The 16,354-nt window shown below is 68.6% G+C and carries 12 protein-coding genes; 3 read left to right on the top strand and 9 right to left on the bottom strand.

Annotated elements, in window-relative coordinates:
- Positions 1-52 precede the first annotated feature (52 nt).
- The 6 genes from treY to ACH0CP_RS14235 are packed head-to-tail and all read right to left on the bottom strand — an operon-like array spanning position 53 to position 9,438.
- Positions 53-2,374, bottom strand: coding sequence for a malto-oligosyltrehalose synthase (gene treY, locus ACH0CP_RS14210; protein WP_294442383.1), 2,322 nt, complete (start codon positions 2,372-2,374; stop codon positions 53-55).
- Positions 2,371-4,242, bottom strand: a complete 1,872-nt coding sequence (gene malQ, locus ACH0CP_RS14215; protein ID WP_294442382.1) for a 4-alpha-glucanotransferase — start codon at positions 4,240-4,242, stop codon at positions 2,371-2,373. The genes treY and malQ overlap by 4 nt, the downstream gene beginning before the upstream one ends.
- Positions 4,239-5,933, bottom strand: a complete 1,695-nt coding sequence (gene treZ, locus ACH0CP_RS14220) for a malto-oligosyltrehalose trehalohydrolase (RefSeq protein WP_406875532.1) — start codon at positions 5,931-5,933, stop codon at positions 4,239-4,241. Before treZ ends, malQ begins: the two co-directional genes overlap by 4 nt.
- Positions 5,921-7,999, bottom strand: coding sequence for a glycogen debranching protein GlgX (glgX, locus tag ACH0CP_RS14225; RefSeq protein WP_406875531.1), 2,079 nt, complete (start codon positions 7,997-7,999; stop codon positions 5,921-5,923). Before glgX ends, treZ begins: the two co-directional genes overlap by 13 nt.
- Positions 8,000-8,035: 36 nt before the next feature.
- Positions 8,036-8,227, bottom strand: a complete 192-nt coding sequence (locus tag ACH0CP_RS14230) for a DUF2934 domain-containing protein (protein ID WP_294442379.1) — start codon at positions 8,225-8,227, stop codon at positions 8,036-8,038.
- A gap of 29 nt (positions 8,228-8,256) precedes the next feature.
- Positions 8,257-9,438, bottom strand: a complete 1,182-nt coding sequence (locus ACH0CP_RS14235; RefSeq protein WP_294442378.1) for a glycosyltransferase family 1 protein — start codon at positions 9,436-9,438, stop codon at positions 8,257-8,259.
- Positions 9,439-9,685: 247 nt separating this feature from the next.
- On the opposite strand from ACH0CP_RS14235, the gene ACH0CP_RS14240 reads away from it, so the two are divergent.
- The 3 genes from ACH0CP_RS14240 to ACH0CP_RS14250 are packed head-to-tail and all read left to right on the top strand — an operon-like array spanning position 9,686 to position 12,077.
- Complete coding sequence (locus tag ACH0CP_RS14240) at positions 9,686-10,555, top strand: glycosyltransferase family 2 protein (protein ID WP_294442377.1); 870 nt, start codon at positions 9,686-9,688, stop codon at positions 10,553-10,555.
- Positions 10,556-10,563: 8 nt separating this feature from the next.
- A complete protein-coding gene (locus tag ACH0CP_RS14245) occupies positions 10,564-11,643 on the top strand; it encodes a glycosyltransferase family 4 protein (RefSeq protein ID WP_406889638.1) in 1,080 nt (359 codons plus the stop codon).
- Positions 11,640-12,077, top strand: coding sequence for an oligosaccharide flippase family protein (locus ACH0CP_RS14250; RefSeq protein WP_294442375.1), 438 nt, complete (start codon positions 11,640-11,642; stop codon positions 12,075-12,077). Before ACH0CP_RS14245 ends, ACH0CP_RS14250 begins: the two co-directional genes overlap by 4 nt.
- On the opposite strand, the gene ACH0CP_RS14255 is transcribed toward ACH0CP_RS14250, so the two are convergent.
- Genes ACH0CP_RS14255 through ACH0CP_RS14265 form a run of 3 tightly spaced genes read right to left on the bottom strand, consistent with a single transcriptional unit; the run spans position 12,032 to position 16,329 of the window.
- Positions 12,032-13,477 carry a hypothetical protein gene (locus tag ACH0CP_RS14255; protein WP_294442374.1) on the bottom strand — a complete coding sequence of 482 codons (1,446 nt, stop codon included), beginning with the start codon at positions 13,475-13,477 and terminating at the stop codon, positions 12,032-12,034. The two genes, ACH0CP_RS14250 and ACH0CP_RS14255, sit on opposite strands and share 46 nt — an antisense overlap.
- A 3-nt stretch (positions 13,478-13,480) precedes the next feature.
- The gene (locus ACH0CP_RS14260; RefSeq protein WP_294442425.1) at positions 13,481-15,283 is read right to left on the bottom strand and encodes a glycosyl hydrolase; all 1,803 of its coding nucleotides are present in this window, start codon (positions 15,281-15,283) and stop codon (positions 13,481-13,483) included.
- Positions 15,283-16,329 (bottom strand): glycosyltransferase, encoded by a 1,047-nt coding sequence (locus tag ACH0CP_RS14265; protein ID WP_294442424.1) that lies wholly within the window; start codon positions 16,327-16,329, stop codon positions 15,283-15,285. Before ACH0CP_RS14265 ends, ACH0CP_RS14260 begins: the two co-directional genes overlap by 1 nt.
- Positions 16,330-16,354 lie beyond the last annotated feature (25 nt).

A 16,354-nucleotide genomic window follows, 5' to 3' on the forward strand; every position in this document is an offset into this window, starting at 1 on the left:
TATCATTTTCTTGATCGCTTGCGGCATGAGGGAGGCTGATGACGATCTGGCTTCAGCCGATCTCGAACCACACGTCGCTGTTGGCGAACAGCTCAGCGGCATCGCGCTGAGCGCCCGAGGGGAAGGTTATTGCAACGCCAGTGGTCGATCCGCGGAGAAGGACGGCGAGCCGTAGCGCCCTACCATCAACGCGGCGTTCGAAGGCGATGACCGTAGCGTCGCCCGTCACGTCGGCCGGTTCGTAGCTGCCGCGCAGGAACAGGTCGGGATGCGCGCGGCGGTGCGCCAGCAGGTCCCGGATGAGCTTCAGTTTGGGCGGGGGATCGGCGAGGGCGTCGATTCGGGCCGCGAAGTCGACCGGTCGGCGGTTGTCGGGATCGACCAGGCTGAGGTCGTCCAGCTCAGCGCCCTGGTAGAGATCCGGAACGCCGGGGACAGTATGGCGCAGCGCGACGGTGGCCAGCGTGTTGCGTAGGGCGGCAGGCGCGATCTCGCGGACGAAATCGTCCATTGCGTCGCGAAAGTCCGAGCTGCCGATCAGTTCACGGGCGAGCGTGTTGCAACGATCCTCATAGGCCTCGTCGGGCGCTTCCCAGGAGGAGCGGAGCTTGGCCTCGCGCAGCGCCTTGGTCTGCCAGGCGATGATGCGGTCAGCGAAATCGGCCTCGGGCGTCGCCGGCCAGGCACCAAGCAGCGACTGGAAGAGCATGTAACGATCGCCGCGGTCGACGCCGGCGGAGAGCGGATCGGCAAGCGCTTCCCAGCGGGCGACTTCCGCGCGCCAGCGATCGGGGATGGTGCTGAGCACGGCGAGCCGCGCGCGGCTGTCCTCGCCGCGCTTGTGATCGTGCGTCGCGGTGGTGAGCATCGCCGCCGGCCAGCGCGCTGCGCGATCCTTCATCGCGGCATGGAATTTGGCCGGCGACAGGCTGAGCCACGCGGCATCGAAGCCGACATCGTTGCGCGAAAGCAGGCGCCCGTAGCGGTAGAAGGCGGTGTCCTCGAGCGCCTTGGCCGCAATCGGGGCGGAGAGTTGCTGGAAACGGCGCACCGCTTCGGCCGCGAGCGCGGTGTCACCCGGCGATGTGCCGGCGAGCCAATCGAGGATCAGCGCGACGACCGGCTCCTCCCCCGGCGGCACGTGGGGCGCAACGCGCCGGCGGACCTCTGCGCGCACGGCCTCGTCGTTCGCCGGTGCGCTGCTGCCGGTGCCGTAGGTGCGATAGACCGGGAAGACCCACAGCAGCCGCTCGATCGCGCGGCGCAGCATGGCGACCGTGAAACCTTCGGCGCCGCGCGCGCTGGCGGCAAGCGCAGCGAAGGCGGCGGCGCAGCCTTCCAATTGGCCGGTGAATTGCCAGGCGAGGAGCTGCTGCCGGGCAAGCAGTTCCTCCGGCGCCAGATCGGCGGGCCGGCTGCTCACATCGTGCCACAGCGCGCCGAGCGGCAGCGCCCCGGCGGGATCGTGGAGCACGGCTGAGGCCTGCTCCATGAAATCATAACCGCTGGTGCCGTGAATGCCCCAATCCGACGCCATCTCCTCGCCCGGACCCAGGATCTTCTCGACCACGATCCACGCTTGCTCCCCGAGATGGGTGCGCAGCCGGCGGCAATATCCTGCGGGATCGGCGAGGCCGTCGACATGGTCGACGCGCACGCCCCGGATCAGCCCTTCGTCATACAGGCGGAAGTAGAGCGCGTGGGTAAGATCGAACACTGCGGGGTCTTCGGCCCGCACGCCCGCCAGTTCGTTGATCGCGAAGAAGCGGCGCCAGTTGAGTTCGTCATTCGCGCTTCGCCACCAGCCGAGCCGGTAATGCTGCCGCGCGAGCAGCACCTCGAGCGGCACGTCGGCCGCTGTCGCCTGATCCTCGTCACGGATCGGGAAGCGGTGCTCTCCGTAAGCAACGATCGTCCAGCGATCCTCGTCCCGTTCCAGGGTGATGGCGCCGTCGCCCAGCGCCTGGCGGAGCGGGGTGCCGAGCACGGGGAGCAGGACCGGGCGACGCCAGTCGATGTCGAACACGCGGGCGTATTCGCTGTCTGGGCCTCGACGCAGCACGTCGTTCCACCAGGGGTTGGCCCCGTCGGCGACGCCCATATGGTTGGGCACGATATCGATGATGACACCCATGCCGCGCGCCTGAAGCGCCGCGACGAGGCTGCGGAAGCCCTCCTCACCGCCAAGCTCGGGATTGATGCGGGTGGGATCGACGACGTCATAGCCGTGGGTGGAGCCCGGCACCGCGCTGGTGATCGGGGAGGCATAGACATGGCTGATGCCGAGATCGTCGAGATAGGGCACGATCGCCTCTGCATCGGCGAAGGTGAAGCCGACGTGGAACTGCAGGCGGTAGGTCGCGCGCGGGATCATCCGGGCCTCACGTCGGAGAGCCGCCGGGTGCGCGCGGCGACTTCCGGCCGGGTGAGCAGGGCCGCGGTGTCATCGGGCATGCGGCGGCGCCAGTTGGGGTGTTCGTCGATCGTGCCCGGCAGGTTCGGCTGTTCCTCCAGCCCGAGGAGATCCTCCATCGGAAAGATGGCGAGCGGCTGGGGCGCGGCCGCCACGGCATCGAGGATCGGATCGAGCGGCGGATCGGCTGGTACGTCGCCGCTGCCGCCGATCGCGTGCCACAGCGATGCCTTCTCGGCGGTGCGCTGCTGGTCCGCAGCGTCCATGCCGCCGCGGCCGAGCTGGCGGCCCCAGTGGATGTCGCGACCGGTCCACCAGCCGGCGAGCGTGGGCGTATCGTGCGTGCCGGTCATCGCCACCGCCGCCCCGGGCCAGCGTTCGGGCGGGACGAAGGCGCCTGCCGCATCACGCTCGAACAAGAGGACGCGCATGCCGAGCATGCCGCGCGCCGCGAGATCGTCGCGGAAGCCGGGCGGCACGGTGCCGAGGTCCTCGGCGATAACCAGGGCATCGGCGCGGTGCGCCTCGATCGCGACGATGCGCTTCAGATGTGCGCCGGGCATCGTGAGGTACGCGCCCTCACTCGCGGCCGCGCCCTGCGGGATGACCCACAGCCGGTCGAGGCCGAGCGCATGGTCGATCCGGATGCCGCCGGCATGGGCAAGCGCCGCGCGGATCGTCTTGATGAAGGGCGCGAAGCCTGCGCGGGCGAGCGCGAAAGGATCGAAGGTGGTGATGCCCCAGCTCTGTCCGTCCGGCCCTAGCGGATCGGGCGGCGCGCCGATGGTTAGGCCGGTGAGAAGATCCGCCGGATGGCTCCACGCAGCGCTGCCGCACGGGCTGACGCCCACCGCCAGATCGGCGATGAGGCCGGTTGCCATACGCTCGCGCGCGGCGGCCTGCGCCGTCTTCAGGCTTTCGTTGGCGAGCCATTGGAGGAAGGCGTAGAAGCCGATCTCCTGCGGGTTTTCCCCGGCAAAGCGGCTGACCGCGGGGCCATCGGCGTCGTGGTACGCTGCCGGCCAGTCACGCCAATCGCTGGAGGCGAAGGCGGCGCACAGTGCGTCGAAGCGGGCGTGGCATTCGAGATCCGGACCGCGCACGCGGCGGAAGGCGGTGACCGCCCCGCGCACCGCATCCGACCGCGCGTCATACGCGGCGCGAAGGTGCGCGAGCCGCGCCGGGATGGCCGAATGCCAGTCGATCAGGTCCCCGGCGGGCTCTGGCGGGAGGGGGGCGCCGATCAGCCCCGGATCGGCGAGAAGCACATTGTGGAAGAGGCGGCTGGACGGCGAATAGGGGCTGAAACGACGCGGATCGCTGGGAAATAGTGCGTGCGTCGGGCTGATCGCGAGGGCGCTACACCCGGCTTGCCCAAGCGCCGCGGCGCTTTGTGCGAGCGTGCCGAAATCGCCGAACGAGGTGTCGCGGGCGCCGCGCAGCGCGGGGATCTGCACAGCCACGCCCCAGCCAAGGCCGGTCGGCTGCGGACAGCGGCGGGGGGCGATGGCGAGGGTGATCGCGTCGCCATCGATGAGAAGCTGATGGTAGCCGATCGCGTCGGGCGCCTGGAGGTCGCCGTCGAGCGTCATGGGGGCGAGCATCTCGGTGCCGTCCTCCAGCACCAGCAGCGCCTGATCGTAGGCGCGATCGAGCGGGAGGGTGGCGCCGGCCTCGGCGGAGAGGAAACGGTGCGTGGGAGGCGTGGTATCGAGGTTCGCGAGGATCGCCTCCAGCACCGCATCCGGCACCTGCTGCGGGCGGCCGTCGGCGTCGACCCACTGGCGTTGAAGACCGGCAGCGGTGGCGGCGGAATCGAGCGCGTTCACCGTGCAATCCCGGCGATGAAACGGCCATCAATGGTGAAGATCTGGCCGGCAATGGTGGGCAATGGTGCCGGATGGTCGGCGAGATCGATCGCCATGGTCAAGATTGTACCGTCCGCCAGCTGCCAGCGCGCAGTAACCGCCGCATCGCCGGTCGCTTCCGCGCCGAGCGAACGGACGTCGTGGAGCTGCGGCACGATCCGTTCGCGGCGGACCGTCAGCAGTTGGTGGTATAGTGCCGTCCAGCTGGGTGCCGCGGGGCCCGGCTGGGGCCGTGAGCTTTCGAACGTCTCCGGCGCGTTGGGATCAGGAATACGCTCGCGCGCCGCAGGATCGGCAAAGGCGGGGAATTTGGCGAACTCCCGCCGTCGCCCCTCGCGAACCGCGTCGGCGAGATCGTCGTGGAAATCGGTGAAGAAGAAGAACGGGCTTTCGCTCCCCTCCTCCTCGCCCATGAAGAGCAAGGGGATGTTCGGGGCGAGCAGCATGAGGGCAGTGGCCGCGCGCAGCTTTGCCGGATCGGTGAGCAGGGTCAGCCGCTCTCCCATGGCGCGGTTGCCGACCTGGTCGTGGTTCTGGAGGAAGTTGACGAAGCGGGTCGGCGGAAGGTGCCCGCTGGGCGTGCCGCGGGGGCGGCCGTCCTGGTTGGGGGAGGGATCGCCCTGGTAGATGAAGCCTTGCGATAGCGCGCGGGCGAGGCGTTCTGCGGGACGATCGGCGAAGTCGGCATAATAAGCGCTGGTCTCGCCGGTCAGCAGCACATGCATGACGTTGTGGAAATCGTCGTTCCACTGCGCATCATAGGCGGCGGCGTGGAGGCGGTCCGCGTCATTATGTTCGTTTTCCAGCACGAGATGGACGTGGCGGTTGGGAAGCGCGGCGCGGATCTCGGCAGCCATGGCGTCGAGGAAGCTGGGGTTGTCGATCGCATGGACCGCGTCGAAGCGAAGGCCGTCGAAGCGATAGTCGCGCAGCCACATCAGCGCATTGTCGATGAAGAAGCGCGCCACGGGTTCCTCGTCGACCGCCACCGCGCCGCCCCAGGGTGTGGCGACGTCGCGGTGGAAGAAGCGATCGGCATAGAGGCCGAGGTAATTACCGTCGGGACCGAAGTGATTGTAGACCACGTCGAGAAAGACGCTGAGGCCGAGTTCGTGCGCCGCGTCGATCAGCGCGCGCAGCTCGGCGGGGGAGCCATAGGCCTCATGCACGGCATAGGGCAGGACACCGTCATAGCCCCAGCCGCGGTCGCCGGCGAAGGCGTTGATCGGCATGAGCTGGATTGCGGTGACGCCTAGCGCGGCCATGACAGGGAGGCGCTGGGTGACGCCGCTGAAACCGCCGAGCGTGCCGGCGTGAAGCTCCATGATCACCACCTCGTGCCACGGGCGGCCGCGCCATTCGGGCACGCGCCAGTCATGGCTGTGATCGGGAACGATGCTCCAGCCGTGAACGCCGCCATGCTGGCGACGCGAGGCGGGATCGGGGACAGGTGTGTCGCCGATGTGGAAGCGGTAGCGGGTGCCGGGCGGCGCCGAGTGATCAGCGATATGCCAGCCGTCGTCCTGCGGCGTCATCGGCAGATGCGTGTCGTCGCAGTCGAGGACGACCTGCGGCGTGCCCGGTGCCCAGAGGCGGAAGCGGGTGGTGCCGTCGGGCAGCGGCTCCGGCCCCCAGGCGTTCATTCCTCCCATGCGCTGGTCCAGCTGAGGAGGACGGCGCCCTGCGGCGCGACCTCATATTCACTGCCGATGTCGATTTCGCCCTGATCGGGCTTGGCACTGTCGATCAGGATGGTGCGCTTCGTGTCGGGCTTTGGCAGGCGGAAGGTGACGGGATCGCTGCTGGCGTTGAGTAGCAGCGACACCGCCTCCACCTCGCCAGCGTCGTTCATTGCCGCGCGGCGCATCATCAGCGCGCGGCCCTCGGGATTCTGCCAATCCTCGTCGCTGAGCCGCTCGCCCCGCTCGTCCCACCATTCGACATCGTTGACGCCGTGGCCGGGCGAATCCTGTCCGTAGAGGAAGGTCGGCGCGCGCAGCACGGGGTAGCGGCGGCGAAGCTCGGTCAGGCGAGCGGTGAAATCGATCTGCTGCTGCCCCTCCGGCGTCGCGGCGGCATTCCAGTCGAGCCAGCTGATTTCGTTATCCTGGCAATAAGCGTTGTTGTTGCCTTGCTGCGTACGGCCGAATTCGTCGCCAGCGACCAGCATCGGCGTGCCGAGCGAGGCGAGCAACGTGGTCATCATCGAGCGCATGACGCGCCCACGGGCGTCGTTGATCGCTGGATCGTCGGTCGGCCCCTCCGCGCCCCAGTTGCGCGAATGGTTGTTGTCGTGGCCGTCGCGATTATCCTCGCCATTCGCCTCATTGTGCCGCTCCTCGTACATCACCGTGTCGGCGAGGGTGAAGCCGTCATGCGCGACGAGGAAGTTGACGCTGGCCCAGGGGCGGCGGGAGCGGCGGTCGAAGAGGTCGCCCGAGCCGGAGAGACGCGCGGCGAGATCGCCGCGGGTGCCGGGATCACCCTTCCAATAGCTGCGCACCGTGTCGCGGTACTTGTCGTTCCATTCGGCGAAACCGGGCGGGAAATGGCCGAGCTGATAGCCGCCGGGGCCGACATCCCACGGCTCGGCGATCAGCTTCAGCCGGCTGAGCACCGGATCCTGCCGGACCACATCGAAGAAGGCGGCGCCGGGATCGAAGCCGGTTGCCTCGCGCCCCAGGGTGAGGCCGAGATCGAAGCGGAAGCCGTCGATGCCGAAGCTGGTCGCCCAATAGCGCAAGCTGTCCGCGACCATCTGGATCACGCGCGCCTTGCTCATGTTGAGCGTGTTGCCGGTGCCGGTGTCGTTGATCGTGTAGCGCGGGTTGTCCGCGACGAGGCGATAGTAACTGGCATTGTCGAGCCCGCGCCAGGAGAGCGTCGGGCCGCGTTCCGAGCCCTCGCAGGTGTGGTTGTACACCACGTCCATGATCACTTCGATTCCGGCCTGGTGGAGGCGGAAGACGGCGCGGCGAAGCTCGTCCTGCTGCTCGCGCGCCATATAGGCCTGCTCGGGGGCGAAGAAGCCGAGCGTGTTGTAGCCCCAATAGTTGCGCAGGCCCTTTTCCTGCAGGAAGCGATCCTGCGTGAAGGCCTGGATCGGGAGAAGCTCGATCGCGGTGACGCCGAGCCGCTGGAGGTGACGGATGACGGCGGGGTGGCCGAGCGCCGCATAGGTGCCGCGATCACGCGCGGGCACTTCCTCCATCAGCTTCGTCAGGCTCTTGACGTGCGCCTCGTAGATGACCGTCTCCGACCAAGGCGTGTTGGGGCGGCGATCGCGTGACCAGTCCCAATGATCGTCGACCACCATCGCCTTTGGCATGGCGGCGGCGCTGTCGCGCTTGTCGAAGCTCAGATCCTCGCGGCGGGAGCCGATGCGATAGCCGTGGAGCGCGTCGGTCCAGCGGATCTGGCCGTGGAGCTTTCGCGCATAGGGATCGAGCAGCAGCTTGTTGGGATTGAAGCGGTGGCCAGCCTCAGGCTCATACCGCCCGTGCGCGCGATAGCCATAGAGGAGGCCGGGCTCCACGTCGGGCAGATAGCCGTGGAACACCTCATCAGTGCATTCGGGCAGCCAGAAGCGCTTGATCTCGCGCTTGCCGGCGGGATCGAAGATGCATAGCTCGATCGCATCGGCATTGGCGGAAAAGATAGCGAAATTGACGCCGAGGCCATCGAACGTCGCGCCCAACGGATAGGGCGACCCCGGCAACAGCCGGTCAATTGGGGGTAGCAATGCCGCGGCCGCTCAGACGGCCGCTGCCGGCTTCGTCGCCGCACCCGGATCCTGTGCGGTTTCGCCGCTATCCACATCAGGCGCCGCGTCTATCTCACGCTCGGCCTGCGCCCAGTGCTCTGCACCGCGGCCCTCGGGCTGTCCTTCTTCTTCCCAGATCTGGTACGCCCGGTCACGGATCCTGGCTTCGCGATCATCGCCCATGGAAGCTTCCCCTATCGATGTGCGACGCATCAACTCCCGGTTCCGACTTTCGCCGCATCGTTCGCAAAATTCTCAGTGCCTTGGCCGGCACCGATCGCGTCGAGCACCATCTCCGCCTGACGGCGCCAGGAAAAGCGCTGGACATGGGCCAGACCGCGTTCGGCGAGGCGGGCGGCGTGGTGATCATCGCGGGTGACGCGGCGGACCGCGGCGACGACATCGTCGAGCCGTGCGGGATCGCAATATTCGACCGCATCGGCGCAGCGCTCGCGCATTGCCGGAATGTCCGACGCGACGACCGGGCAGCCGAAGCGCATCGCCTCCACCGGGGGGAGCGGCGATGCCTCATAGAAGGACGGAAGCAGGAGGCAGCGCGCACCGGCGTAAAGCGCCGCGAGTTCGTCGATATCCTCTACCTGGCCGGCGAAGCGGATGTGATCGCGCACGTCGGCCGGCACATCCGTCTCCATGGGCGTAAGGATCGGACCACCGGCGCCGGCGAAGACGCTTTTCAGCCCATCCTCGCGCGCCAGCCGGATCGCCGCCGCGAGCACGCCATCAAAGTTCTTCCGGCGCGAGAAGGAGCCGACGTAAAGGAGATAGCCCTGCCGCGGGTGATCCGGTTGCGGGGGCGGTGGCCGCGTCTGGGGCAGCATGTGGGGCGTGGCCTCCCCGTCGCGCCAGCCGCCGTTCTGCGCCACCACGATCGGCCGCCGCGCGCGGGAGGCGAGCCGCAACAGCGCCTGGCGCTCGGTCTCCGACACGGTGATCACCGGATCCGCATGGCGCAGCATCAGCGGCAGCATCAGCGAATGGGCCAGGCGATAGCGGCGGCTGTAGGCCTCCGGATAGAGGCGGTAGGAGAGATCGTGGATGATCACCGCCACCGGCCGCGGCCCGATGAGGCTGGCGATCGGCGCGGTGTTGCCGAAGCATAAAAGCCGCGCCTGGCGCACGGCGCGCGGCAGGGCGACCTGCTCCCACCAATGGCCGCGGCCGCCGCGCACGGTTTCGATTTCCGTGACGGCGAGACCGAGATCCGCCGCCCGCGCCCCGGGCTCACACAACAGGCGCAGCCGCACGTCGCTCCTGCCGTTCGCCACCAGTCGGTCGATCGCCCGGGTCAGTTCACGCGCGACGCGCTGTACCCCCGTCGTCGGCTGCGTGAGGAAACGCCCGTTGATCGCCAGTTCATGCCCCTCGCCTGCCATCCCCGGACCGACATCCCCGTTGTTCAGCCGACATCATCCTGACGGGAAAGGACGGCTATCACCTTGATCGGACTAGCATGGGACTTCGGAAAGTCGAGCGTGGCAACCGATCAATAGCTTAGCTTGCCAAGGAAATATCCAATGCGGATGTTACTACTCTCTACCTTCCTGTTCTTTGGCGCGATCGTTCGTAAAGCGAATGAACGACAATCCTGCAGCGGATGATCGTTGCGCCAACGGGGGAAGCATGAGCCGGCTGTTCGTCATTGTCGCCACTGTCGGGCGTGCCGCACTCGCGGCGCGCACGGTTGCCTTGCTGGAGCAGCAGACGCGGCCGCCGGACGGGGTGATCGTGGTGGGGGTGACGACGAGCGACGTCGCGGGCGTTGGCAAGAGGAACGCGCGGGTCCGCGTGGCGCTTGGCTCGCGCGGCTCAGCGCACCAGCGTAATCACGGGCTCGGCCTGCTCGGCGAGGGCGCGGACATCGTGACGTTCCTCGACGACGATTTCGTGCCGGCCCCGGACTATCTGGAGCAGGTGGAGCTGATCTTCCACCAGCAGCCCGATATCGTCGGCATTACCGGCGAGCTGGTGGCGGACGGGATCAACGGGGCGGGATATTCCGTCGAAGAGGCGATTGCACTGAACCGGCGGCAGGCGGCAGCGATCCCGCCCGAGTTCCGCCGGCGCCAGGCGCTTTATGGCTGCAACATGTCGATCCGCATGAGCGCCGCTGCGGGGCTGCGGTTCGACGAGCAACTGCCGCTATACGGCTGGCTGGAGGATATCGACTTTTCGATGCAGCTGGCGCGGCGCGGGCACCTTGTCTCCACCGGGCGCGTGACCGGCGTTCACATGGGGGTGAAGGGCGGGCGCACGTCAGGACGCAAGCTCGGCTATTCTCAGGTGGCGAACGTTGTCTATCTCGCGCGCAAGGGCACGATGCAGCCGGGCCTGGGCCGGCGGCTGCTGACGCAGAACCTGTTCTCCAACCTGCTGCGCAGCATCCGGCCGGAAGCACATATCGACCGGCGCGGACGATTGTGGGGCAATACGCTGGCGATCGCCGATCTCGTGCGCGGGCGGATCGATCCGCGCCGCGCCGAGACGCTTTGACCGCACCGATGCGGCCGATCGTCTTCAACGGCAAATTCTACGCGGGTGGGCTGAACGGTGTGCACCGGGTGGCCGACCGGCTGATCCGCGAGTGCGATGCGCTGCTTGGCGCCCTGCCCCGGCAGCAGCGGCCGCGCGCCCGGCTGATGCTGCCGGAGCGGCGGCGGTGGCAGCCGGCGCTGGACTGGATCGAGCTCGTCACCGTGCCGAGCGGTGACAGCCAGCGCTGGGAACAGGGCGGCCTGCCGCGCGCCGCCAGCGACGCGGTGATCGTCAACCTCGCCAATCTGGCGCCGGTCGCGGCAAAGCGGCAGATCCTGCTGCTGCACGATGCGCAATTCCTGTTTCCCGACAGCGGCTATCCGCTGCGCCAGCGGCTCGGTTATCGCTGGCTGACCCCGCTGATGGCGCGGCGCAGCGCGACGGTGCTGACGGTGTCGCATTATTCGCGGCAGATGCTCGACGTGCTGGGCGTGGTGCCGCGGGTCCGCAGCGCAGTGCTGTACAATGGCGCCGATCATATCCGCGAGGCACCGGCCGATGCGGCGGGGCTGACGCGACTGGGGCTGCGGCCGCGCGGTTATGCGCTGCTGTTCGGCAGCGCGAAGGGGTACAAGAACAACCAGGTGGTGTTCGACGCGTTTGCGGCTGGCGACATGGGCGTTCGGCTGGTGGTGATCGGGCCGGATCGGGGGACGCTTGCCGCGGGCGGGCTGTCGGTGCCGGCGGACGCGGTGTTTGTCGGCGCCTGCGACGATCGCACGCTGCGCGCGCTGTACGAAGGCGCGCACAGCCTGCTGGTGCCGTCGCGCACCGAGGGCTTCGGCCTGCCGCCGATGGAAGCGATGCTGTGCGGCTGCCCGGCGATCGTCGCGCCGGCGGGCGCGCTGCCCGAGATGTGCCGCGACGCCGCGCTCTATGCCGATGTCGACGATCCGGCGAGCTGGCGCGCGGCGATCCACGCGCTGGACGATGACACGCTGCGCGCGGCCAAGGTGGCGGCCGGGGCCGAGCGGGCGCGGCAGTTCAGCTGGGGCGGCGCGGGCGGCGAATTGCTGCGCCATATAATGCGCCTCGCCAGCGGATGAACCGACCATTGGGCAGCGCGGCCGACGCGCTGCTCGCCATGGCAGCGCGCGGCGGCACACAATTGTTCGCGCTGACGGTGACATTGGTTGCCACGCGATATTTGTCGCCGGGGGACTTTGGTGTCTTCGCGTTGGCCACCGTGTTCATCACCGTCGTGCGCAACCTGCTTTATGCCGGGCCGGCAGAATTCCTGCTCAAGACTCGGGACGCGGATCGCGACGCGGCGGATTGCCTGGCGGCGATGATGGTGACAACGCTGCTGGCAAGCGCGGCGGTGGGCGGGCTGGCGGCGGGGCTGTGCGGCGCGGTGGCATGGGCGATCGGAATCGTGCCGGTCCGCGCACGGGCGCGCGAGGCGCTGATCCGGCTGACCCAAGGGCCACCGGCTCACGCGAAGACCGGCGTACCGGCGGGTGACATGGCCGCGGGGTGAAGCATCGCCACGCGTATCCGCCGCAACGCGAGCGCGGCGCCGGCGAGGATGGCGAAATCGGCGCCGGGATCGGAGGTCGCGGCGCTGATCGATTGCGTGGCGAAGAGGACGAGGCAGGCCCAGGCGGCGGCGGCCCCGGTGGCGCGAGGATCGGGCGCCTGAGCGTCGAAGGTGCTGCGCTTCCACGGCTGCCAGAGGCGCAGCAGCAGGAAGAGGAAGGCGCTGGCGCCGATCACGCCGGTCGACCCCAGGATGGCCGTGGCGATGCTGGACGAGCGGAAGCTGCCGGGGCCGATGCCGAGCCCGGCGGTAGCGACGAAGGCGTCGAGCCCCTGCCGCGCCCAGAAGCTGCGCTGCAGCCCGGACAGCGAATTACCCTTGTCGACCGTGAAGTGAAGGATGAGGTTCCCGACCTCTGCCGCGAACCGGTGACTGCCGGCCATTACGCTTAGCACGAGCAACACGCCGACGACCGCGACCACCAATACGCCAAGCATCGCCGCCGGGCGTATCGCGCGCGGGAAGAGGAGCATGCGCAGCACCAGCACCGCGATATACAGGCCGAGCCCGAAGTAAGCGGTGGTGGAGGTGGAAGCGGCGAGCACCGCGAACAGCGCTAGCGCTGCGGCGCCGGTGAGCCGCGGCCGCACGCCGCGCACGGCGCACTCGGCGAGGAACACCATCCACACCAGGCCATAGGTGCCGTAGCCGGACGCCTCCGGGAAAATGCCGGTGATGCGCACGAAGCCCTGGTAGCTGTGATCGAGGATCGCATAGGATCCGTTGCGGAACAACTGGATGACCTGATCCGCCGGCGCGCCCTTCACGACGAGCGCGACGACGCCGAGCAAGGCGTGGATCAGGCCGACCGCGGCGCCGGACTTGACCAACGTGTCGCGGCCGCGCGGATTGCCGATCGCGACGTAAGCAGCGAGCGCGAGCACCAGCGTGCCGGCGAGATAGATGGAAGTGGTGATGTTCTGCGGCGTCGGGCGCAGCGGCACCGCGGCGTAGATATAGGCCATCATGTTCGTGTACGAACTGGCGGACTGGCCGCGCATGGGCGTGACGTCGATCTGCCCCGCGAACAGGCGGGGGCCGATAAACGCCATCAGCAGGCCATAGCCGACGAAGACGGCGAGCGGCGCGAGATCGCGCAGCGCCATCAGCAGGCGGGGGCCCTGCGCCGCGCCGTCGCGCAGCAGGCGAAGCACGAGGAAGACCATGGCGAGGTTGATCGGGGGGATCGAGGAACCACCGAGCGCTGGCAGCAGGAGCGCGGCCGATCCGCCCATCAGGCCGGACACGATAACGAACGCCAACGTGGCCGGGATGCTGCCCCAGACCAGCAGCACGGCGCCGATCAGTAGCTGCGCAATGCCGATGAAGGTCGGCTGCATCGATCAGCCGGCCGGCACGGCCCGGTTGGGGCAGGCAACCGTGCGCCCGCTGCCTTGCGTGAACAATCGCGCGCGATAGCTGAAGCTGTCCCCACCACTCGTCTGGTTGGGCCCGACGCTGATGTCGAGCTGATCGCCGCGAGCGAGCGAGACGTCGATCGGCGCCACAATCTCCTGCGTCTTCAGCACCCGTTTCCAGATCGTTCGCCCGGCAGCGACGATCGCAATGTCGACGCCGTCGCCGTTCGCTTGCTTCATGAAGCAGGCGGCGAGGCTGACCGTTCGCGCCGCCGGTGCAGTATAGCGGATGATCGCACGAGTCGGCGAACCGCCCGTGCCCGCCACGGCGGCGCTGACGCCGCTGATCCGCAGCGGCCTGTAAAAGCGGGAGCCGAACGACGTATCGAACTGGCCGTCGAGCAGGTCGAGCGGGTGGAGTTTCCGGTCGCTCGTCTGCGCGAGATAGGACCAGGGCGCCTTGCCATAGCCGAACAACGTATCGGCGAGAATGCCGCTTCGCTGCGCGAGGCGCGCGCCGCTGGCCCCGGTGATGACGAGCGGGATCGTGCCCGCCTCGACGGTGGCGCCGCCGCCCTGCACCGCGCGGCCGTAGGCATCGCGGACCACCGGCCTGCCGCTGAACGTGACACGCCCGCCCCCACCCCACAGCACGAAGCCGGCGTTGCCGAAGCGGTAGAGCCGAATACCAGCGTCACCGACATCGACCGAGGTGGCGCGGGCGGCGCGGGTGAGCGGGATCATCTGCGCATAGGCACGGGCGGCCGGCTTCTCGCTGCCGTTTGCCGCGTAGAGCCCCATGTTGCGGAACCAGCGCTGGTCGATCAGCGCGTACCAGTAGGAGCGCGCGACGCCGGCGGCGCTGAGCAGCGTCACCATCCGCACCAGCTGTTCGGCGGCGAGCGTGTCACTGGCGAAATTGTCACTGAACTCGGTCGCCCAGATCGGCAGCACCTTGCCACGCCGGCGCATCACCGCCTGGAGATGGGCGATCTCGAAATCGACATTCTCCGCGTCGGATCGGTACGGGTGGACCGCGATCGCATCCGCGGCATTGAGCAAGCCGGCGGCGAACAAGGTGTCGAGGAAGCCGGTGCCGATCACGTTGGTCGATCCGCCGACCGCCGCCGCATTCGAGCCGCGACGGCGCAACTCGCGTCGCACGGCGCGCACGAGGATGACGTAGCGCGGCTGCCAGTTGAGGCCCGCCGGATAGTTGAGGTTGCGGCTGTCGTTGATCTCGTTGCCGATTTCGATCCCGGCGAGGCAGGTGCCGTAGCGCGCGCCAAGCTCCCCGGCGTAGCGCGCGAAGGCGGTGATGCCGGCATCGCTGTTGACCGTCCGGCCATTGTCATAGGCCGGATGTTGCGGGGTGAGCGTCAGGAGCAGCGAGCCGCCAGCGCGGCATATGGCGTCGAGCGCCGCGGGTGCGGCGCTGTCGATCGCGTAGCGGCCGCGCGTCGGCTCCCCGCGGGACCAGGGAATGCTGTCCCGCACGCCCATGGCGCCGCTGCTGCGCACGCGATCCACGAGGCTGGTGGCCCAGCCCTGGCTGAAATGCGTCTGGACGCCGAGCGGCATCGCGGCGCTGCCGCTGGCCGGCGCGGCCTGCAGCGCCGCCGCGGCCGCCGCCGCGCTGGTGGTGATCGCGCCGGCTGACGGCGGCGCCGTGCCGTCAGCCGCGGTGAACCGCGTCACCGCGCGCATTACCCTTGGGCCGAACTCGCCTTGCGCGAGAAGCAGCATGGCCGCCAGCGGCGCGGCGGCCAGTGCGGCGCGTCGGATCATCACAGGGCGAGTGCCTGCAATATGCCGGCATCGAAATGTGCCGGCGCGAAACGACGGGCCTGCTGCACCGCTGCCACCGGATCGAAGCCGGGAAGCCAATCCTCGAAGGTGCGCACCGCTTCCGCCAGCGAACCGGCGTTCTGCTCCTCGAAGAAGATGCCGGTGCGCTGGGGCACCACGCTGTCGAGCACGCCGCCGCAGCCGTAAGCGATGACCGGGCGACCCGAGGCCATCGCCTCGACGGGGACAATGCCGAAATCCTCCTCCGCGGTGAACACCAGGGCGCGGCAGGTGGCATAGGCGCGGCGCAGGCCGTTGAAATCGAGGCGCTCGACGATCTCGATCGTCGGGCCCGCGCGGCGGCGAAGCTCCGCCGCCATCTCCCCCGTCCCCACCATCAGCAGCGGCAGGCCGAGCTGGTTGAACGAGTCCAGCGCGATGTCCGCGCGCTTGTACGGCGTCATCTGACCGACCCACAGGTAGCGATCAGTGACCTGATCGGGTGGCACCGGGGTATACAGGTCGACCTCAACCGGCGGGTGGACCACCGCGGAGCGACGGCCCCAGGATTTGGTGATCCGCCCCTGGATGAAGCGTGAGTTGGCCACCAGCCGGTCGACCCGTTGGGCCGAGGCGACGTCCCAGCCGCGCAGGCGATGGAACAGCCAGGGCATCATCGCGCGGGCGACGGCGCCGGCAGTGCCGCGATACTGGTGGTAGTGATCCCACAGATAACGCATCGGCGAGTGGACGTAGCAAAGGTGAGTGGCGTCGGGCGCCACGATCACCCCCTTGGCAGGGCCGGACTCGCTGGAGATCACCAGATCGTAGCCGGTGAGATCGAGCTGCTCGAGCGCCATCGGCATGAGCGGCAGATACTTCTGATAATGGCGACGTGCGCCGGGCAAGCGGCCGATGAACGTCTCCGTCACCCGCTGCCCGCGAATGAGATCGGACACGCCGTCCGCCGCATAGACGTGGGTGAAGAGATCGGCGTGCGGGAACAGCCGCAGCAGCTGCTCCACCACCCGCTCCCCGCCACGCATCGTGACGAGCCAGTAGTGGACGATG

The sequence above is a fragment of the Sphingomonas sp. 179-I 2A4 NHS genome (genome assembly GCF_045369135.1).
In the GTDB taxonomy this organism is placed as follows: domain Bacteria; phylum Pseudomonadota; class Alphaproteobacteria; order Sphingomonadales; family Sphingomonadaceae; genus Sphingomonas.